The sequence below is a fragment of the Streptomyces sp. NRRL F-5123 genome, assembly GCF_000721495.1.
Lineage (GTDB): Bacteria > Actinomycetota > Actinomycetes > Streptomycetales > Streptomycetaceae > Actinacidiphila.
In genome coordinates this window covers 52,746-73,229 of record NZ_JOHY01000035.1, presented here as the reverse complement: position 1 = coordinate 73,229, position 20,484 = coordinate 52,746, and the positions used below count along the sequence as shown (strand labels likewise).

Below are 20,484 nucleotides of genomic sequence, written 5' to 3'. Positions count from 1 at the left end.
TCAACCATCGGCCCCTTCACCCCCAGAGCCGCGGCGAGTCCCGTCACCGCGGCTCCCCACAGCTCGGGGATCAGTCGGTGGCCATTCCTCTGCGCCGGATACCAACCCGACGCTGGGATATTCCAGACCAGTTCCAATGAGCTACACCACTTCCACGGACGCAACCCGCCGGGCAAGCCCGCTACTCGCAGGGTTCCGCAACTGGACGTTCGCTCCAACTGCTATCTACCGCTGGCACTATGGGCACCATCGTCACACGTAGGGAGAAACCGCAGCATGGGCTCCAATAGAGGCGATGTCGGCCGTTACCTGTATTGGTCCGACCGAGCCGTCCGGCAGATCGCCGAGGAGAACGATATCGAGTTGGTCGGAGGGCGAGCCGGGACCGTCGGCCTGAACTGGAAATTGTTCACCGCGACGGTCAGCTCTCGGGAGCGCACGACACGGCGTCGCCTACAGGAAGCTTCGCGCCTCGAACGGCACCTCGGAGCTGCGCTCGACGAGGCCCTCGTCGCGCCGAGGGCCATGTTCGTCCGCGGCGTCGGGGAGGTGGCATTCTCCACCTACCGGGGCTGGCACAGTCCGCAGAAGTTCGTGATGATGCACGTCGAACTCGCCCGCGCGACCGGCCAGCGGGTCGGCCTCTGCCTGTTCGGCAGCATGGACAACCTGCGCGGTCGTCTCCGGGACACCGATAACTTCGAAACAGGGTGGACATCCTCAGCGGCGCCTGCAGTCGATGGGGTCTGCTGCACGATCGGGTGACGTGACCTGTTGTCACCCAAAGATGCGCCAGACCCTCCCTCACTCTCACCAGCAGCCTGCTTCTCGCGTGGCTTGTCCTCATGCGGCCGGTCACGGCCGACTGGACCAGTCTGCCCTTCCTGGTCCCCGTGGTCGCAGGCTGCCTCCACGCCCTGCGCTACCTCGCGGTGCGCCGCGCAGGCGAGACACTGCGTGCCCGCCTGCGCTTGGCCGCCCATGCTCCCCTGGCCATCGTGTGGAACCTCGTGGTGCTGCGGGTGGTGCGCTGGTACGCCATCGCCACGTGCGCCCGCACCGGCTGGGGCACCCGCACCAGCGTCGAAACCGTCACCGACGCCACCACCACCCCCATCTGAGTCCCGCCGGAAGCACCCGCGCTGTCGCAGCCGGTGACCGGTCTGGTCATCTGCGAGCTGCTGGGAGCCTCCGCGGCCCGCGCCCCTGCGTACCCGTCCGTCGCGGCAGCCGGATCGCCACCCGGGCACTGCCGGCCGCCGAGACACAAGAGCAGCTCGCGAGCCGGCGTCTCAGGCGTCGGGGGTGACGATGGCGAAGTCGGGGTCGAAGGTGTCGAAGAGTCCGGCAAGGGTCTGCAGGGCGTCCTTGTCTCCGTCGAGGGTGATCTTTCCGGCCTGTGCGAGTTGGTGCGCGCCGGCGGGGTCCAGGAGGGCGGCGACGAGTGCCGGTTTGGGGCCGGCGACGGTGAGGTGGGTGTCGGGGTGGGCGCCGGGGCGGGCGTTGAGGACGCCGCGGCGGATCCACATGGTCCAGGTGGTGTCGTCGTGGTCGGTGAAGCGGAAGTCGATGCGGAGATCGGCGGTGGCGGCCTTGTCGCCGATGAGATGGACGGCGGCGAAGTCGAAGAGGATGTCGATCGGCATCGCGAGGATCGTGTCGGGCGAGGCGGTGGCGAACGCGGCCGGGACGATGCCTTCGCGCAGCTCCTTGGCGGCGGTGAGGAAGATGCCGCGCCACTGGGGGCCTTCGGCCTGATAGCCCATCTGCTCGTACGCGTCGGCCTGGATGTTCTTCGCCTCGGTGTGATCGGGGTCGGCGAAGACCAGGGCGTGCAGGATCTGCACCGCCCACCGGTAGTCGCCTTCCTCGAAGGCCCGCCGGCCCTCGGCGAGGATCTTGTCCGGCCCGATGAGGTCGGTGAGGCGTCGGGCGGTCTCGGCGGGCGGGTGCGGGTGGAGGGTGACGGGATCGCCGTCCCACAGGCCGAGTTCCTTGTGGAAGACGGCGCGCACGTCGTGGTGGAGAGTGCCGTGGTAGCCGCGGCCGGCCCAGTTCCGGCCGAGCTCTTCGGGCAGCTCGACGACCTCGGCCGCCTCCAGCGGGGTGTAGCCCTTGTTCGCGAGCCGCAGCGCCTGGTCGTGAATGTACTTGTACGTGTCGCGCTGGGACTCCAGGAACGCGGTGACGTCTGCGTTGCCGAAGACGGGCCAGGTGTGCGGGCCGTAGTGGACCTGAGCGTCGTCGCCCCACCGCTGCAGGGTCTCGTCGAGGTAGCGGGCGAAGTTGCGGGCGTCGCGGGTGCGTGCACCGCGCAGGGTCTGGATGTTGTGCAGCGTGTGGTTGGCGTTCTCCGCGCAGGTCAGGGCCTTGAGTTCGGGGATCCAGATGTGCATCTCCTCCGGCGCCTCGGTGTCGGGCGCGTAGAGGAACTCGAACTCCAGGCCCGCCAGGTCCCGCCGCTCCCCGGTCTTGGTGACGGAGTCGGTCGGGGACAGGTAGGAGACGGTGGGGCCGGCCTGGGTCATGATGCCGATGCCGGCGCTGACGCATCCGCAGGAGTTCAGGCCGAGGAGGCTGCCGAAGGCGTAGCCGGCGCGGCGGGACATCGCGTTGCCGGCGATGACGTTCTCGCCGATGGCGTGGCTGTCGAAGGAGGCGATCGTGCCGGGGGCGATGATCGGCACCCGCCCGGAGGCGACGTCGTCCGCGGAGACGACGCCTTTGACACCGCCGTAGTGGTCGATGTGCGTGTGGGTGTAGATGACGGCGGCGACGGGCTTGTCGCTCACGTGCTCGCGGATCATCCGCATCCCCATGGTCGCGGACTCCACCGAGGCGGTGCAGTCCACCACGACCAGGCCCGTGTCGCCTTCGATGACGGTCAGGTTCGCGATGTCGCAGTTGCGGACCTGGTAGACCCGCTCGGCGATCTCGTAGAGGCCGCCCTTGCTCATCAGTCGGGACTGGCGCCACAGGCTCGGGTTGACCGTGTCGGGCGCCTGCTCCTGGTCGCGGATGTAGTCGAACCAGGACGGATCGAAGATCACCCGCCCGTCGGCGGTCTGCACCGTGTCGGGGAACGGGGCGAGGAAGCCGCGGTCGTTGTCGGCGAAGTCGCGGCGGTCGCCCATCGCGTACCGGGCGAGCGCTTCACGGTTGACCGCCGCTGTCCGTTCGGTGGCCGGCTTGGGCTCGTACGCCATGGCTCTTCCTCCCTCGCCGGCCGCACCGGTCGTGCCGGCGTGCTCCTTGTCCAGCCTCACCGGACCGGGGCCGGTCAGCCAGACGCAGGGGGCTGTTCGGATGAACGCTTCCCGGCCCAGCGGGAGGCGTCGGCATACGCGGCTTCCAGAGGGCCGAGCAGTTCCTGCGTGGCGGGAACGATGCCGCCCCGGCCGAGCCGCCCGGCCAGACCTGAGCGCTCCAGGAGCTGCGCGAAGGCGGGCTGCACGCCGCACAGGATCAGCCGGCCGCCCTGCTCGGCGAGGCGGGCGGTGCAGCGGTCGAGGATCTTGAGCATGGCCGAGGACGGCACGTCGGGCAGCGCCCTGACGACCAGGACCAGCACCGCCCCCCGTGCGTCGTCGGTCGCAGGGAGCTGTTTTTCGATGCGGGGCAGTTCGGCGAAGAACGATGACCCCGCGTAGTCCAGGACGGTGACCGTGCCCGGCCTCAGGTGCGCGGGCGGGTCTGCGGTCTCCCAGCGCCCGGGGCCACCGGGGCTGCCGGGGACCCGGTGGAGGGCGACGAGTCGGGCCTGACGGGCTGCCTGCACGCAGTACAGAAGAAGAGACAGGACAGCCCCCAGGACGATCGCCTGCTGCAGAGGGAGCTGGGTGGTAGCCAGGAAGGTGAGGATCATCGCCCCCGACGACATCCAGGAAGTGCGCAGCACGAGCATGATGTCGTGGCGCTTGCCCCAGATCAGCTCGCCGCCGACGACGAGGATCAGGCCGCCGATGACAGGCTGGGGATGCGTTCGGCGAGCGACCCGCACAGGAGCACGATCAGGGCGAGGAAGGCGCCGGAGATCACCCCGGCCCAGCGGGTGCGGGCCCCAGCGGAGACAGCGACACCCGTGCGCGAGAGCGAGCCGCCCGACGGCATGGCCTGGAACAGCCCGCCGGCGAGGTTGGCGTATCCCTGGGAGCGGAAGTCGCCGTTGACGTCAGAGCGCGTGCCGTCCGGGTTCGGCATCGACGGCGTGATACCCGCGGCCTGCGCGAGAGCGACCAGTGCCACCGAGAACGCCCCTCCCACCAGCCCGGGCACGGCCGACAGGTCCGGCGCGGAGAACGACGGCAGGGCCGCCGGGATCGAGGCGATCCCCTTCACCAGCTCCACATCCGTGCCCAGCAGGGCGACACCGACGCTCACCACCACCATGGCGATCAGCAAGGCGACCGGCTCCAGGCGCCTGACGGCGCGTGCGAGCGCCCACACCGCCACGGTCACCGCGGCGACCGTGGTCGTCGCACCCTTCCAGTCTCCGGCGTGGTGCGCGTAGTTGGCGGTGCCGCCGGCCACCTGGGTAAGAGCCCTTCGCGAATCCGGTTGGTCGGGGAGCGCGATGGGACGGGTGTGCGAGGGGTCGCCCGAGGGGTGAAGGGCGGGACAGGACAACGGCGCCCAGTTCTAGCGTGTGGATTGTCGAGATCCAGAACACGCCCGGAACGAGGCCCCGTTGATGCGTCCCAGTACATCGAAATCGGCATGCCGGGCAAGTCGGCTGGTCATCGTTGTGACTGCATGGCCCATACGGCCGGGAACGCCGGTGACGGCACGTGGCGGGCGAGGGCGTATCCCTCGGATCTGAACCGGGCGCAGTGGCGGCTGGTGCGCCGGCTGATCCCGGTGCCGGCCTGGCTGCGCGGACACGGCGCAAGGCCAGAGGGCTACTGCCACCGCGTCATGATCGACGCGATCCTCTACCTGACCGACAACGGGATCAGGTGGACCGCGATGCCGGTGGACCTCCCGCCCCGGAAGGCGGTCTACCGCTTCTTCAGGCGGTGGCGGGAGAACGGATTCCTCGACCTCCTCCACGACGCCCTGCGGGAGCAGGACCGCTGGGCGGCCGGACGCAAGAAACACCCGACGGCGGCGATCGTGGACTCGCAGAGCGTGAAGGCGTCCTGGCACGTCGCCGCCGCGAGTCGCGGCTACGACGCCGGGAAGAAGGTCACCGGCCGCAAACGGCACCTGGTCGTCGACACTCTCGGCCTGCTCCTGGCGGTCACCGTCACCAGCGCCTGTGTCCAGGACCGGGACGTGGCCGTGCCCGGGCCCTGACCCACCGTCTTGTATCTCAGCAACCGCGACTACGCGTACTGGTTCTGCTGGAACACTGGGGAGCCGCGCCCCCATCATCTCGGACACCGCAGTACTGGCGACCACGTGTGCTCGGAGGACGAACTGCAGGGCGCGACGCTCGGACCGTAGAACAGCCCCGCCGGACTGGTGACGGGGCTTCGTCGTGCCGGCCTCAGGCGACGGGCACGTCGAGGGTCGTGTCGGGGCAGGTGTCGGCGAGGCGGGTGAGGGCGTCCTGCTCGGCCGCTGGTCGGGCGGCGTCCAGTACCCGGCCTGGCGCTGGGCCAGCGGCAGTCCTCTGTGAGTCCCCACGCGCGGCGTGCCCGCACCACAGGTGGCAGTGGCCAGCCGCGGGAGGCCGTGACCGGGGTGCCGCCGAGGCGGCACCCCGGAATTCGCTGCCCGTGCCGGCAGTCGTGGCCGGGCCGGCGGGGGCTACTTCACGGTGACCGCGACCTGCAGTGCCTGGGGAATGCCGGCCGCGTTGCGGCCCGGTGCGGGCTGGAGCTGGGCCTTGGTGGCCTTGGGGCCGGTCGGGCTGCCGATACGGACCTGGCCGGTGCGGATCGCGGTGGCGGCGCTGATCTTGGGCTCGGCCGGAGGTTTGCTGGCAGCGAGGCCGTCGGCGGCAAGCCATTCGTTTCCGGAGGGGTACCAGCCGCCGTGCATGGAGCCGTTGACGTATGCGTAGGCGCCGGTGTTGTTGGCGTACCACTTGTCGACGCCGCATCGGTACTTCAACCCGCTGCCGGTGATCGATACCTGCTGGCCGGCGGACAGATTGATGAACCAGCCGCTTTCGAAGCACACGATCCAGGTGGACGTGCCGAAGTCGTACCACAGCGGCATGGTGTCGACGGCCAGGTCGCCGGCCGCAGCGTAGTAGTTGTTGCTGCATCCGTTGTTCCACGCGCCGGCCCTGCTCACATATGAGCCACCGGTACCGGTGGTGACCTCAGAGTAGTTCGACACGCAGGTACCGCCGCCCGAGTTGTAGACCCACACGTACTGATAGGCGGCAGCGGCCTCGCCGGAGAATCCGAGGGCCAGGAGAGCGGCCGACGCGGCGGCGATGAGGCTGCGCGCGATGGTGCGCCTTGCGTTCAAGATCATCTCCCGTGCTCGCAGGGCCGCGGCGTGCTTCGTGCGCGCCGCGGGAAACGGGGCTCGGCCTGCGCCGCCCCGCTCTTCCGGAACCAGGTGGGGTCGAGACCCCGGGTCTCGCCCCGGCGCCGGGGCCCTATCGTGGTGCCCCGCCCCGCCGCGAAGTTGGCTTCCGGCGCTGCCCCTGCCGATAACCCCATCCGCCCTGGTGGGAGGGTGTGCGAGGTGCGGCATGTTCAGGTAGGGGCGGCCGCTCGAAGGCCCTGGCATGGACGGTGAGGCCAGGGAATGATGATCAGCTGTGCTGCTTCGACTGGCCTATCTGACCGTGACGAACGCGTTCGCGATGCTACGTCTGCTCCCCATGAGCGATCGGGAGCGGGACACTGAGATCCTCGCGCTGCGGCATCAGATCATGGTGCTCGAACGTCAGCTCGGAGCGAGTCCGGTTCACACGAAGCGATCGCGCGTTCCTGGCCGCCCTGCTGCACCGGCTACCACGGGACGCGCTGCGCGGACTGCGACTGCTGGTACGCCCGGACACGGTCCTGCGCTGGCACCGCGACCTGGTCGCACGCCGCCACGCCGCCATGTCCCGACCGAAGCGCCCGGGACGGCCACGGACCGTGCGCTCCATCCGACTCCTGGTGCTGCGACTCGCCCGGGAGAACCCAAGCTGGGGATACCGCCGCATCCACGGCGAGCTCCTCGTCCTGAACGTGAAGGTTGCCGCATCCACCGTCTGGGAGATCCTCAAGGACGCCGGCATCGACCCTGCACCCGAGCGGACCTCCAGCACATGGGCAGACTTCCTGCGCTCCCAGGTCGACGCCCTACTGGCCTGCGACTTCTTCGAGACCGTCACCTTGTCTGGGACACGACTGTATGGATTCGCGGTGATCGAGCACGCCAGCCGCCGCATCCGGATCCTCGGCGCCACCGCCCACCCGACCGCGGTATGGGTGACACAAGCCGCGAGGAACCTCGTCATGGACCTACAGGACGCCGGCTGCCGGACGAGGTTCCTGATCCGCGACCGGGACGGGAAGTTCCCCGCCCTGTTCGACACCATCCTCAACGACGCGGCGATCCAGGTCGTACTCAGCGGCATCCGAGTCCCGCGCATGAACGCGATCATGGAACGGTGGGTGCAGACCTGCCGCCGCGAACTCCTCGACCGCACCCTGATCTGGAACCACCGCCACCTGCTGCACGCCCTACGGGAGTTCGAGGAGCACTACAACTCCCACCGACCGCACCAGGGCATCGCGAACGCCCGTCCCCTCCAACCACCCCCGACACCAGCCGCGAAAACGAGGCAGATCGACCACCTCGACATCCGACGACGCGACCGACTCGGCGGCATCCTCCACGAATACGAACATGCCGCGTGACCTGCACGGATGACATTTTCGGCAGGAGCAGCGTTCGGCTGGTGGTCTCCAGCGGCGATAGTCGGCCTGCCATCCGAGGTCGGTGGCGGCCTGGTGGCGGGCGGCGGACTGGAGGTCGTGGTGCGGGCGGATGGTCAGGATCCGTCCGGCTTTGGCCTTGGTGCACCGCTGGCGCAACGGACACTGGGTGCACAGGTCTTTGAAAGCGGCCTTGCGCTGCTGGTGCTGCCCGCCGGGACGGCTGCCTCTCGATGACCACGGGAGAGAGACCCGAAAGACCGCCTGTACAAGACCGCTGACATCATTCACGCGAAAGTCAACGACCCTCACACGTTCCGTCACCACCAGAGAGCCAGAAAGGTCGTTGGTCAGACACGCGCCCGCGTGCGGCGAGCTCGGAGGCCAGGCACTGCGGCGCGACTCAACTTGACGGGTCGGCAGAGACGTTGAGGCCGCGCTGTCGCCAGTCCGAGGTCAGCACCCACCGGGGCTGCGACAAATGCAGCCACTCCGGGCTGAGCGTATCGCCACTGACCATGGAGTACAGGAACCTGACCATGCCAACGTCGAACCGGTACGTGGTCGCGGGTCCCCGGGCCCACATCACCACCGGCCAAGCATCCGGGTCGTCCCCCTCCGTGAGCCACCAGAACAAGTCTCCCTGCTCGTTCTCGCCCCACGTCAGCAGACCCCCTGGGGCGGGATACATCGGATAGACGGTTCCACCCCAGAAATCTGCGTCGGCGCCCTCGAACATCGACGCGAACTCCGAGGTGTGCCATGCCACGAAGGCTTCGAATCCACCGGGTTCCCCAGGCCGCCTCGGGACGGCGGACGGAGCATAGATATCAAACGTCTCAAAGGAGTCGGGCCCCCCGATGTGGCCCCCGCCGTACAGGTCGACGAAAGCCCGGTAGTCCGAGGGGAAATCGAACCCCACGTCCGCCCTGGACTGGCCCCACGGTGGCGCGGAGACGTCCTCCGCGGGTGGCGGCAGCAGCCGAGTAAGCTGCTCCAAATCCCTGTTTGTCATCGCTCCGAACTTTCAGTTGCCGAGATTGGGCAGGAGTCCCTGGCCGTCATTGCGGACATACGTGGTGCCTGAGCTTACAACCACCCCAGTGGCCGGATCCTGAGCCATGTAACCGAGGTAGAACCCGATGGGTATCGTGCTCTTCCCGGTCGCGTAGTCGGGGAGACCTGTGTACATGACCACGTTACCGGCCATTGAGGCTTGCTCCGCCTTTTTCTCGAAGGTGCGCATACTGGAGCCGTTGTCCGTATTGGTCTTGCGCCAGCATGCCGCGACGTTCGCCCTGAGCCCGCGACCCCCGAGAACCGAGGGACCAAGGTGGCAGCTGTTAACCTTCCCACCGTACTGGACTGCCTTTCGCTGAGCCTCGACGTTCCCCGCCGGCTCACCGGCCTTGTTGTATCCCATCTTGTTCTTATGAGCCGCACAGATGACGGCTCCTTGCGATCGCCCGCCGTAACCGGTCGGAGCGTAGTACTCCCAGCCACCGTTCTTGACGTTCGGATCCGAGCCGGGGATCGGGTTGTCGAGGCATGTTGAGGGTGCCCTGTTTTCGGGGCCGCGGTCGCCGCCGCGGCCGTTCGGCTCGGGCTCGGGCTCCGGGTCGGGGGCAGGGTCGTCACCGGTGCCCAGCAGGTCGGCCACGCCGTCCACGGCATTTTCGACGGCCCAGGCGCCGAAGTCCAGGGCGACATCCTCGGCCACGGCGACTGCGCCGTTCACCGCCGTCAGGCCGACGGGGAGGGCGATGTATGGGAGGAGCGTGGGGCCGGGCGGTACGACGCAGTGCTGGTGGGCGCAGGGGTCGCGCGGAGGTGGCGGGGGCTTCGGGTGGTGGGTGACGGGCTGGGTGTGGCCGTTGTGGCCTCCGCCACCGTGGGGGTCGTCCGCGGTGCCTGGGCCGCCGCCACCGAGAGGCTGGGAGCCACTGCCCATGGTGCCGGTTGGCACTGACGGGCTGTAGTTGGGCGATCCGTGATACGGGTTGGGCGAGGGGTCGGGACAGTGGACGATCTTGCAGTGGTCCACTGTCTCAGTCTTCTGGATGTCGCCGAGTTCGCAAACCACCGCCATCCACAAAGGCTCGAATTCACACAGATCCGGTACGGGGTACTTCCCACCCTTGCCGCCGCCCTTGCCCTTGTGGCCTGTCGGGTCGGTGACGTCCAGCGGGTCGGCGTTGGCGTAGGTGTAGCGGTTGGCCTGGGTGGAGGGGTTGGGGTCGAGTTGGTAGGTGTCGCGGGAGTCGAAGGCGCCGGTGGTGGGGTCGTACCAGCGGGCGTTCATGTCGACCTGGCCGGTGGTGGGGTCGGTCCAGGCGCCCTGGTAGCCGAGGGCGGGGGTGGTGCCGGTGGTGGCGGTGGGGGTGCCGAGGGGGTTGTAGGCGGTGGAGGCCCCAGGGGTGGTGGCGTCGGGGGTGAAGGTCGCGGTGACGTCGCCGTGGGTGTTGCTGTAGGCGAGGGTGACGGTGCCGTTCTGGTCGAGGGCGATCAGGTGGCCGGCCGGGTCGTAGGTGTAGGCGGCGGTGCCGTCGGTGGTGATCTGGGTGGAGGCGCCGGCGTAGGTGAACGCGGTCGAGCCGCGGGTGGTGAGGCGGTCGAGGGCGTCGTAGGTGTAGGTGGTGCCGCCGGCGGCGGTCATGCGGTCGAAGGCGTCGTAGGTGTAGGTCCGGGGGTGGTCGCCGCCGGTGACCGTGGTGAGGGTGCCGCGGGGGGAGTAGGTGTACGTGGCACCGGTGCTGTCGCTGGTGCGGTGGTTCTGCTCGTCGTAGTCGGCGGTGGTGGTGCCGTTCTTGACGAGGTTGCCGGAGGCGTCCCAGCCGTAGTCGGTGGTGGTCGTGCCGCGGGTCCAGGAGGACAGGCGGCCTGACGGGTCGTAGGTGTACGTGTCGGTGCCGGCTCCGGCGGTGCCGGTGGTGGTCCTGGTGGTGAGCTGGTCGTTGGTGTCGTAGCCGTAGGTCGTGGCTGCGACGGTGGCACCTGCGGGGGTGGTGAGGGTGTCGCTGGTGAGCCGGTCGAGGGTGTCGTAGCCGAAGGTGCGGGTGTCCTTGCCGGTGCCGTACCCGACCTTGTCCGGGTTGCCGTCCTGGTCGTAGTGGTAGCTGAGGGCGGCACCGGTCAGCGGTTCGGCGACGCCGGTGAGCTGGCCGGCGTTGTCGTAGGTGTAGGTGGCCGTGCCGGCGGCACTGGTGCCGGCGGTCATCTGCCCGGCGTCGTCGTAGGTGTAGGAGCTGACGCCGCTGGGCCCGGTGGCGGTGAGCAGCTGGCCGCGGTCGTTGTAGGTGAAGGCGTCGGGGGTGGCCTGGGCGTCGGTGGCAGCGGTCAGGATCCGCCCCGCCAGGTCGTAGGTGAACAGGTGGCCGCCGGTCTCGGTCCCGCCGCCGGTTGCGGTGCTGCTGGTGACGCGGCCGAGCGCGTCGTAGGCGCTGGTCTGCTTCACGCCGCCCGGCTCGGTCGCGGTGACGGCCTGCCCGGCCTTGTCGTAGGCGGTGGTCCAGGTGCGGTCGGCCGGGTCGGGCGCGGTCGCGGTGGCCGGCTCGATGGTGGACTCGGGCAGGCCGAGGGTGTTGAAGGTGTACCAGGTGGCGTTGCCGCGGCCGTCGGTGAAGCGGGTGCGGTTGCCGGCCGGGTCGTAGCCGAAGGTCGTGGTGATCGGGGTGGTGCCGTTGCCCGGTTCGACCTGTTGGATGAGGCGGTTCGCCGCGTCGTAGGCGTAGGTGGTGGTGTGCGGCGGGGTGGCGTAGTCGGTGACGCTGGTGGCGTTGCCGTTCGGGTCGTAGCCGATGGCGGCCGAGCGCAGGGTGGTGCCGCCCTTGGACTGGGCGGTGCCGGTCTGGCGGCCGGCCGCGTCGTAGGCGGTCGTGGTGGTCAGCCCGCTGGGCAGGGTGGTGCTGACGGTGCGTCCGTCCAGGTCGTACCCGGCGTGGACGGTGCGGCCGTCGGGGTCGGTGGTCCCGGTCGCCTCGCCGAGCGCGTCGTAGGCGGTGACGGTGGTCTGGGAGTCGACGGTGACGTCCATGCCCGGCAGCGCGGAGCGGACGAGGTTGCCTGCGTCGTCGTAGCGCATGGTGCTGGTCAGGTACCGGCCGGGGGCGGGGTAGCGCTCGACCTGGGTGGAGGTGATCTGCCGGCCCAGGTCGTCGTAGGTCGCCTGGACCTGCGCGCCGGTCGGGTCGGTCGCGCTGAGCTGCTCGCCGTCGAGGTCGTAGCCGAACGACGAGACGCCGCCGTCCTCGCGTGTGCCGTCCGCCTTCAGCAGGCCCGGCTGGGTCTGCTGGGTGAGGTGGCCGAGCTGGTCGTAGGTGTAGGTGGTGGTGTTGCCGAAGGCGTCGGCGACGGTGTGCACCTGGCCGAGCGCGTCGTAGGTGGTGGTGCCCGTGACGTGCACCGGGGTGTCGGAGCCGGGGGCGGTGTAGGCGGCGGAGGAGACCTTCGTCGCGCGGCCGTCGGCGTCGTAGGTGGTCGTGGCCGTGTTGCCGTCGGGGTCGGCGGTGTGGGTCTGCTCGCCGAAGTTGTTGTAGCCGACGGTGCTCGTCGGGTGCGTGGTGGCGGGCTGCCGGCCGTACGTCTCGTTCTGGACGGCGGGCTGGGAGGTGGCGGTGAGCCGTCCGAGGGTGTCGTAGGTGTAGCTGGTGGTGTGGTCGGCCGGGGAGTTGCCGGCGGTGTTGCCCAGCGGGTCGACCATGGTCAGCGGCAGGCCGCGCCGGTCGTAGGTCCAGGTGGTCGTGAGGTCCTGGGAGTTGTTGTGGACCGTGGCCGACAGCGGGTGGCCGAGGGCGTCGTAGGTCGCCTCGGTCTGCTCGGTCGCCCCACCGCCGGTACGCGTCGCGGAGACCACGTCGCCGAGGGGGTCGTAGGCACTGGTCACGGCGCGGTTCAGGCCGCCCGGATCCACGACGGTGCGGGTGGTGCGTCCGGCCGGGTCCACCGTGTAGTCGGTCTCGACCGGCTTGGTGCCGCCGGTGACCTGCTTGACCAGGTGGCCGGCTCCGTCGTAGGTGTCGGACTCCAGGGTGATGTCGCGGACGGCGCCGGTGTCCGGGTCGTGGTAGCCGGTGGCGGTGACCGTGGCCCGGGTGTCGTCGGCATAGTAGGTGTAGGAGGTGGTGCGGCCCATCGCGTCGGTGACCGAGCCCAGGCGGCCGGCGGGGTCGTAGGCCCGGGACTCCAGGACGAGGTCTTGCGGGTCGGACGGGTGGGCGGGGTCGCCGGTCCAGTCCTTGAGGGTGGTGCCGGTCTGCTCGCCGCGCAGGTTGTAGGTGTAGTCGGTCTCGGTCTCCTGGTCGGTGCCCACTCCGGTGGTGACCGAGGTGCGGTTGCCGAACTGGTCGTAGTCGTAGTTGGTGACCAGCCCTGCGGGGTCGGTGAGGGTGTTGACCCGGTCCTGGGCGTCGTAGTCGTAGGTGGTGGTGCGGGCCTCGTCGCCGCCGGTGAGGTCGGAGACGGTCTGGGACTGCACCTGCCCGTCGTCGGTGTAGGTGTACGACGTGCGGGCCCGATGGGTGGTGCCGTCCACCGCGTTGCCGGCGGCGGGGTCGGTCCGGGTGGCGATCCGCGAGTTGGCGTCGTAGGTGTACGTGGTGGTCGCGCCGGCGGGGACGGAGTCGGAGATGTCGGTCTGCGTGAGGATGCGGCCGATCGGGTCGTAGCTGTAGGCGGTGACCAGCCCGGCCGGGTCGGTGGTCTTCGCCAGGTCGCCCTGCGCGTCGTACGCGTACGCGGTGGTGCCGCCGCTCTGGCCGTTGGTCGCGGTCTTCAGCAGCCCGGCCGGCGTGGTGCCGCCGCCGACCGCGGGCTCGGTGCCGTCGGTGTAGGTGCGGTTGGTCTTGCAGCCCGTGGGGCACCCGGAGCCGGCCGGTCCGGTCACCGAGTCCACTTGGCCGTCGGCGGTGTAGGTGTAGCCGGTCAGGTAGGTGTTGTCGGTGGCGCTCGCCGAGCGGGCGTCCCGCACCGCCGTGACCTTGTCGTTGCGCAGGTCGGTCGGGTCGGCAGCGTTCAGGTAGTACGCGTAGTAGCTGGTGTAGCAGGTCGTCGCGGACTCGTCCCGGCAGGTGGTCCGGGAGAGCATGTTGCCGCGGGCGTCGTTGGTCTGGGTGACGCTGTGCCCGTTCTCGTCCGTCGTCGTCGACAGGAAGCCGCCGGTGTCGTAGGTGTAGCTGCGGCTGCTGCCGTCGGTGAGGGAGTAGCCGGTGGCCCGCCCGCCGTTGAGCGGGTCGTAGTCGTACGCCTGCTCGTTGCCGGACGGGTCGGTGACGGTGACGGTACGCGTCAGGTCCGTGCCGGAGCCGGCGACGCTGGTGGTGCCGAGCTGCCAGGTGCCGCCCTGCGGGTCGGTGACGTCGGAGACCCGGTCGACGCCGTTGTCGTAGTCCACGCTCCAGGCGGTGTTGCCGCTGGGCAGGGTGACCTCGGTCAGCTCGTCGGCGGCGGTCCGGGCCGTGTAGTGGGACTGGACGACCTGCGCGCCGAGCGTGTGGTTGTAGAGGGCGACGTCCTGGATCTGGCCGTCGAAGTAGCCGTATTTGGTGGTGAACGGGGTGGACGGCCAGCCGGTGTTGAACCATCCGGCGCCGACATAGGTGTAAGGCTTGTCGACGCTCTTGATCGGGGTGTCGTTGAGCGTGCCGGCCTGGGCGCCGTCCAGGTAGAGCCGCTGCACCGTGCCCTCGCCGGTGAGTGCGGCGTGGTGCCAGGCGCCGTCGGTGACGGCTGCGGCGGTGGTGATCGGCTCGACCTTGCCGTTGCCGAACTGGCCGCGCAGCTTGCCGTCGGCCCCGACGTACAGGGCCGGCACGTAGTTGGTCGGCGTGGTCGTCGAGCCCAGCGCCTTGTCCTCGTACTCCAGCAGCGGCCCGGGCTTGGTGGTCTTGAACCACAGCTCGGCCGCCAGGTAGGAGCCGCCGTTCTGCACGGAGCCGTCGGGGAGCCGTACCGACGAGGAGGTGCCGTTGAACGTGGCCGCGGTCGCGTCGGTACCGGCGAGCGCGCCGCCGGAGCCCAGGGTCACGGAGGAGTACGTGCCGTCCTTGCCGCCCTGGTTGACGTCCACCTCGTCGCCCGCGTCGGTGCCGTCGTCCGCGGACTCGCCCAGCCGCCAGTAGGTGTTCGGGGAGGCGTCGAGCACCTGGGTGCGGTAGTGCGATCCCGACCCGTAGGAGTAGGAGGTGCAGGCTGTGGCCGACGTGGGCGAGCACACCTGCGTGAGGTCGTCGCCGTCGTAGCCGTACGTCCACGTCAGCGGGGAGCCGTTCACCGCGTCGGTGGCGATGGTCCCGATGTGGGCGCCGTTCCAGGTCACGTGCAGGGACCGGCCCGACGTGGTGTTGGTGACCGTGTCCAGCTTCCCCGAGCTGCCGTAGCTCAGGGTCTCGCTGATGTGGTCGAGATCGGTGATCTTCGCCAACCGGCCGGCCGTGTCGAAGGTGTAGACCGTCTTGGACTTGTCGGTGAGCCGCCAGCCGCCGCCGACCGTTCCGACCAGGCTGGCGAACTGGCCCGCCGGGGAGACATAGCTACCGTAGATGATCCCCTTCATGGTGAAGCCGGAGAAGTCCGGACCCTTGTAGAGGAGCAGGTCCTGGTTCGTCCACATGGCGAGGAAGTCGTCCGTGCCGTCTCCGGTCTGGTCGCCCACCCAGGCGATCTGGGCGACGCTGTTCCAGCTGTCGCCGGTCTGGAGCTTCGCGTCGAACTTCGTGTCACCGTGGCCGGCCCATATGTACAGGTCGCCGGTGGTGCTGTTGGCGGCGAGGAGGTCCGCCTTGCCGTCGCCGTTGAAGTCGCCGCCGGTCACGAGGCGGTAGGGCAGCCAGCCGTTGCCGATCTGCGCCTTGGTGCCGAAGGTGCCGGTGCCCGTGCCGGGCCACAGCCACAGGTTGCCGGTGGCGCTGTCAATGGCGACGAGGTCGCGCTTGCCGTCGCCGTTGTAGTCGGCGGAGATGGTGCCGCTGTAGCCGCCCCAGCCCGTGGTGAGCTGGACCCGGTTGTTGAGGACGCCGTCGGAGCGGCCCGTGTACAGGTAGAGGATCCCGGTGCTGGTCTGCTCGCCGATGACGTCGCCGATGCCGTCGCCGTTGAAGTCGCCGCCGGTCAGCTGCGACATGCCGGTCCAGCCGCCGCTGCCGATCTTGATCCGTTCGGTGCCGGAGAAGTCCGGCCCCAGGTAGAGCCAGAGCGCACCGGTGACCGGATCGACCGCGGCCATGTCGTTCAGGCCGTCGCCGGTGAGGTCTCCGACCCCGATCATCTGCGTCAGCGTCATGAAGCTGCGGCCGAACCGCTGCTGCTGGCCGTTGGGGTAGGTGACCACCTCGTTCCCCGAGCCGTCGTCGTCCGCGGTCACCTTCATGTCGAACCGGGAGGACCAGCCCGCGCCGAAGGCATGCGTGGTGCCGGCGTCCAGGCTGTTGTACGTGCGGCCCACCGTCAGATCGGGTCCCACCGTGGCGACGGAGGCGTCGGTGGCCGAGGTCGTGAAGTTGCCGACCTCCGCGTTGAAGCCGTGGTCACCGCCAGTGGTGCCCAAGTGCGAGGCCACGGGAGGCTGCGGGACCTGGGTCAGCAGCGTGCTGGGGCCGATGGTCTGCGATGCCTGGGAATCGGCGACCACGACCTTCCAGGTGTACGTCTTGCCCCACTGGAGCCGCGTCTGCGGCACGGTCCACACGTGGTCGGTGATCGCGCCGGAGTCGGCCACCGTGGTGGTGCCGTCCAGCACGGTGTAGTGGTACGTCAGTCCCGCGCCGTTGTTGTCGGAGGCGATGACCGTGAGCTGCGGCGACAGCGTCTGCGCGGAGTAGCCGCTCGGCGGGAGCACGTTGCTCACGGTGGGCGCCACCGCCGGCACCGTCAGCGCCATCTTGCCGACCGGGACGCTCTGCGACGAGAAGGCGGTGCTGCCGGAGTACATGTCCCAGTCGATCAGGTACTTGCCCGGAGGCAGGGCCTTGATCGTGGGATTCAGGGTGATCGACGCGTTGGGCGCCACGTTCGACGGCATGGCGGCCGCCGCGGTGTTGGTGGTGATCAGCTTGCCGCTGGAGTAGCCGTAGACCTTGTAGCCCAGCTTGTAGCCGTTGCTCGATGTCCAGGTGTCGGTGCCCAGGTTGGTCACCTTGACCGAGACCTTGCCGTCCTGTGAGCCGGTGACCGGCGGCTTCGGCGAGGCGGAGGACAGAGTGTAGGCGGCGCCGTACTTCGTGTACGTGATGGACAGATACGGGTCGCCGGTGCCGTTGTTGGCACTCACGATCTTCTTCCAGCCCGTGCTCGAACTCGTCGAGGCCTTCAGCGCCAGGCCGTAGTTGGCCTTGCCGTGCGTCCACCCCTCGACGAGCGTCTTGCCGGCTGTACCGAGGTTGACCGGCTCCCACTTCGCCGGGCAGGACGAGGACGTCACGCCGTCCGGCCGCCACCCCCTGGCAAAGCTCGCGCTGCCCAGCGCCGAACCCACGGAGGGGCCGGGGTAGGTGGTCGCGGACGTGGACGTCCACGACTGGGTGACGGGGTAGGCGCTGACCGAGGCCGCGGTGCAGGAGTACGCCCAGGTGTTGTACATGTACAGCTGCGCGCCGAGCACGTACTGGTTCTTCAGGGAGGTGCTCACGCTGTCGAACTTCATGAAGGCGTTGGCCTTGTGCGCGCCGCCGTCGTACGTGCCGATCTTCAGCTCGAGGTCACCGGAGAAGTCCTGGTTGTACGGGGACTCCACGTAGGTGTCGGAGTTGTCGTCGACACTGCCGACAACGGTGGGGTCGATCCGCACCGGGAAGACCCGGGCCGCGTCGTGCAGCCATGCCTCGTCAGCGTGCATCCGCACCGCCGGCGCACCCTGGTACGTCACCAGGGAGAGCGTCACGGCGGTGGATATCTCACCGTCGCCGGAGTGCGGGTCGACGGCCGAGTCCTCCATCCAGCCCTTGGGGAGGGAGGCGCGCGCCGTACCGGCCTCGTCGGTGAACACTACCGAGCCGTCAGCCGCCTGGGACGCCGTCAGCCCTTCGAGACGCAGCGGGAAGACCCAGTCCGCCGGTGCGTCCGCCGACTTGAGGACGACGTCCTCCTTGACCCCGGTGGCGGTCGCCCTGAGCTCCAGGTCCGCGCCGGGGCGTGCGTCCGCGTAGGAAACGCTGTCCCCGGACGCCTGGCCGGGAACTGCTGCCGCGCCCGCAACGCCGTAGCCCACGGAGTGGGAGTCGTCCAGCCTCATCGTCACCACGGGATCGCCCGCGGCCGTCGGAGCGAAGCTCAGCGGACTCTGGCTGCTGTCCACCGCCCAGCCCGAAGTGGTCGTCATCGGGCCGGAGATGAAGGCGCTGCGCTCCACGGCCGCCGCACTGACGGTGGTGTCCACCGGCTCCCACGAGCCGTCGGACGTCTCGTAGAACTGCGGGTCCTTGTAGACCCGGGTGGTGGAGGTGCCGTCAGCGTTGGCGAAGGTCTGGACGTACTTGCCTCGCTGGCTGGTCACCTCATGGCTGGTGGCCGCGTCGTACCCGTGCGGCTGCGGCTTCGCCTCGGCGGGGAGCACATCCACGAGGTCGGGCTGCGCCGCCGCCTTGCCGGGCAGGGCCACCGGCTTGACATCCGCTTCCGGCGGCAGGGCGCCCTTCGGCGAGGGAACGGCACCGCTTCCGCCAAGCTTCTTGGCAGCCGCGGTCGCGGCGGCCGACGCCTTGTGGCTACGACCGGACGCCGTTCCAGAACGCTGCGTGGGCGCCGAACCGGCCACCTTCTGCGGGGCGGACGCAGGCACGCCCTGGGCGAAGGTGGTTCCCACCGGCACCGCAACGCCCGCGACCAGTCCCAGCGAGACCGTCAGCGACACTCTCCGAAGCCACAGACCCCACGCGCGCATTCACATTCCCATCCCCCAGACAGCACAAATCAGCCCCCGGATCTTCACGGAAAATCCGCAGGCCGATGGATCATGACAGGAAATCGAACACCCGGTCCAGTGTCGGAACGAAACGAAAAAGTTTCGATGGTGAGCACCCGCCCGTCGCGGCTCAACCGCCCCCGCGGGCCGACATCTGGCTGCCGCCTACGGCCTCGACGCCGGGGACAACCGGACCGTTCACCGCGAGGGGCGCCCCTCAGGAAGATCGCCCGTGCGCGTATGCGAAGAGGCACACGAGGTAGCCCCCCGTCGCCGATAGCCGCTCCGTCTTTGTCGCCGGTCCGCTGCTAAAGATCACTGTCTTGGTGCGGTCGTGGCGGTTTCTTGGCGTGGGTCTGGCTCGGTGATGGGCGTCAGCTCGTCGTCGATCGAGGAGGCGCCGCGTCATGGGTGCTCGACGTGTCGGAAGGGATCAGCAGGGGTTGCGGGATCCGTTGCCGCTGGACAGCGCGAGGGCGTCGTTCGCGTTGTTGGTGGCCGGGCCGGCGCCGTTGGCGTTGAACGGGCGGAGGTTCAGCGCGCTGCCCAACCGGAAGGTGGCGCTGGACGAGGTCAGGGAGCGGATGTTGCGGCGGCGGTGTTCGGCCGGCGCGCGGGACGAGGTGTGGGCGTATCTGGTGCGGCGGTCGCGGCGGGAGGGGGCGGCCTGGACGCTGGCGTGCACCGGGATGGCGTTGCCGGCGTTGAGCGGGGTGGCGCGGTGGCTGGGTGCGCGGTTTCCGGGGGACGCGTTCGACGTGCACGCCGAGGTGCTGGCCGGGTTCCTGGGTGGGCTGGCGACGGTGGATCTGGGGCGGCCGCATGTGCTGCCGCGGTTGCGGTGGGCGGCGTACCGGCAGGGGTACGCGGCGCTGATGGAGGCGCTCGACGCGCCGGTGCCGGTGAGCGGGAGCGGGTTCCGTTCGGTCGCGCCGCGGTCGCCGGTCGGGCATCCGGATCTGGTGCTGGCCCGGGCGGTGCGGGCGGCGGTCGTGTCGCGGGGCGAGGCGGACCTCATCGGGGCGACCCGGCTGGAGGACATGCCGGTGGCCACGTGGGCGGACCGGCACGGGACGACGGTGGGAGCGGCGTACAAGGCACGCAGCCGTGCGGAGGCCCGGCTCGTCGCGTTCATCCGCGAGGAGTGCCGGACGGCTGATCCGGACGACCCTGCGGCGACGGCCGCGCTGGACCGGTTGCCGGGCCAGCCGCGGAAGAGCACCGACGGAGTGTCCAAAACGGTCCCGGATCCGGGCCTGGGGAAGCGCGGGAGCACCTCGCCCGCCCCGAACCGCCAGCTGTCCCTGGAGGGCCACCGATGCTGATTCCCGTTGTCCGTCGCTGCCGCCGCCTCGTCCGCCGCCGGGCGCTGACGGTCACCGCCGCCGTCCTCGTGCTGTGCGCTGTCGGCGTGCCGGCGGCGACCGCCGCCGAGCCGTCTCAGGTGCTGGCGCTGGCCACCTCGGTCAGCACGGTCCTGAACAACATCCGCAACTGGATCATGGGCATCCTCGCCGGTCTGGCGACCGTGTTCCTGTCGATCGGCGGCGTCCGCTACCTGATGGCCGGCGGTGACCCCGGCGAGGTCGAGAAGGCCAAGACCGCGTTCAAGAGCGCCGGGTGGGGATACGGGCTGGCCGCGCTCGCGCCGCTCATCGTGCAGATCCTCAAGGGCATCGTGGGCGCGCAGTGACCAGCGCTCCTGCCGCGCCGGGCCGTCGTGCCCGGCGCGGCTCCCCTGTCCGCAGACGGCGCCGGCGT

Annotated in this window: 13 protein-coding genes and 2 pseudogenes; 7 read left to right on the top strand and 8 right to left on the bottom strand. The window is 69.7% G+C overall.

The genetic code is table 11. The annotated features are described in order from the left end of the window. Nucleotides 1-276: 276 nt before the first annotated feature. Together IH54_RS0124915 and IH54_RS0124910 are read left to right on the top strand one after the other, a co-directional pair. Entirely contained in the window at nt 277-765 is a 489-nt protein-coding gene (locus IH54_RS0124915) for a DUF7019 family protein (RefSeq protein WP_031520700.1), read from the top strand. An 80-nt stretch (nt 766-845) separates the two neighbouring features. After that, on the top strand, nt 846-1,121 hold the full coding sequence (locus IH54_RS0124910) for a hypothetical protein (RefSeq protein WP_031520698.1): 276 nt from the start codon (nt 846-848) through the stop codon (nt 1,119-1,121). A gap of 171 nt (nt 1,122-1,292) precedes the next feature. On the opposite strand, the gene IH54_RS0124905 is transcribed toward IH54_RS0124910, so the two are convergent. The 3 genes from IH54_RS0124905 to IH54_RS47085 all read right to left on the bottom strand — a co-directional run bounded on the left by IH54_RS0124905 (nt 1,293) and on the right by IH54_RS47085 (nt 4,530). Next, complete coding sequence (locus IH54_RS0124905; protein WP_031520695.1) at nt 1,293-3,206, bottom strand: alkyl/aryl-sulfatase; 1,914 nt, start codon at nt 3,204-3,206, stop codon at nt 1,293-1,295. Nucleotides 3,207-3,280: 74 nt separating this feature from the next. Continuing rightward, nucleotides 3,281-4,000, bottom strand: a complete 720-nt coding sequence (locus tag IH54_RS47090) for an STAS domain-containing protein (RefSeq protein WP_052397838.1) — start codon at nt 3,998-4,000, stop codon at nt 3,281-3,283. After that, nucleotides 3,952-4,530: a SulP family inorganic anion transporter gene (locus tag IH54_RS47085; RefSeq protein ID WP_052397837.1), complete on the bottom strand. Its 579-nt coding sequence runs from the start codon at nt 4,528-4,530 to the stop codon at nt 3,952-3,954. Before IH54_RS47085 ends, IH54_RS47090 begins: the two co-directional genes overlap by 49 nt. A 222-nt stretch (nt 4,531-4,752) precedes the next feature. Here IH54_RS47085 and IH54_RS0124895 point away from each other — a divergent pair, with 222 nt between their 5' ends. Further along, nucleotides 4,753-5,295: an IS5 family transposase gene (locus tag IH54_RS0124895; protein ID WP_159012061.1), complete on the top strand. Its 543-nt coding sequence runs from the start codon at nt 4,753-4,755 to the stop codon at nt 5,293-5,295. Nucleotides 5,296-5,479: 184 nt separating this feature from the next. Further along, nucleotides 5,480-5,620 (top strand): hypothetical protein, encoded by a 141-nt coding sequence (locus IH54_RS45680; protein WP_159012059.1) that lies wholly within the window; start codon nt 5,480-5,482, stop codon nt 5,618-5,620. A gap of 131 nt (nt 5,621-5,751) precedes the next feature. On the opposite strand, the gene IH54_RS0124890 is transcribed toward IH54_RS45680, so the two are convergent. Then, nucleotides 5,752-6,429: a hypothetical protein gene (locus IH54_RS0124890; RefSeq protein WP_031520691.1), complete on the bottom strand. Its 678-nt coding sequence runs from the start codon at nt 6,427-6,429 to the stop codon at nt 5,752-5,754. Nucleotides 6,430-6,721: 292 nt separating this feature from the next. Here IH54_RS0124890 and IH54_RS0124880 point away from each other — a divergent pair. After that, nucleotides 6,722-7,814 (top strand): annotated as a pseudogene (locus IH54_RS0124880) (integrase core domain-containing protein). A gap of 87 nt (nt 7,815-7,901) precedes the next feature. On the opposite strand, the pseudogene IH54_RS47080 reads toward IH54_RS0124880, so the two are convergent. The 4 genes and pseudogenes from IH54_RS47080 to IH54_RS47075 form a co-directional block, all read right to left on the bottom strand. Beyond that, nucleotides 7,902-8,123: pseudogene (locus tag IH54_RS47080) on the bottom strand (transposase); the annotation flags it as partial. A 112-nt stretch (nt 8,124-8,235) separates the two neighbouring features. Next, nucleotides 8,236-8,847, bottom strand: coding sequence for an SMI1/KNR4 family protein (locus IH54_RS47955; RefSeq protein WP_031520687.1), 612 nt, complete (start codon nt 8,845-8,847; stop codon nt 8,236-8,238). A 12-nt stretch (nt 8,848-8,859) separates the two neighbouring features. Further along, a complete protein-coding gene (locus IH54_RS41890) occupies nt 8,860-18,672 on the bottom strand; it encodes an FG-GAP-like repeat-containing protein (RefSeq protein WP_159012053.1) in 9,813 nt (3,270 codons plus the stop codon). Between the two features lie 484 nt (nt 18,673-19,156). After that, nucleotides 19,157-19,408, bottom strand: a complete 252-nt coding sequence (locus IH54_RS47075) for a hypothetical protein (RefSeq protein WP_234343808.1) — start codon at nt 19,406-19,408, stop codon at nt 19,157-19,159. A 4-nt stretch (nt 19,409-19,412) separates the two neighbouring features. Here IH54_RS47075 and IH54_RS0124865 point away from each other — a divergent pair, with 4 nt between their 5' ends. Together IH54_RS0124865 and IH54_RS0124860 are read left to right on the top strand one after the other, a co-directional pair. Continuing rightward, nucleotides 19,413-20,048, top strand: coding sequence for a hypothetical protein (locus IH54_RS0124865; protein WP_234343805.1), 636 nt, complete (start codon nt 19,413-19,415; stop codon nt 20,046-20,048). Then, on the top strand, nt 20,042-20,416 hold the full coding sequence (locus IH54_RS0124860; RefSeq protein WP_031520681.1) for a pilin: 375 nt from the start codon (nt 20,042-20,044) through the stop codon (nt 20,414-20,416). Before IH54_RS0124865 ends, IH54_RS0124860 begins: the two co-directional genes overlap by 7 nt. Nucleotides 20,417-20,484: the final 68 nt, after the last annotated feature.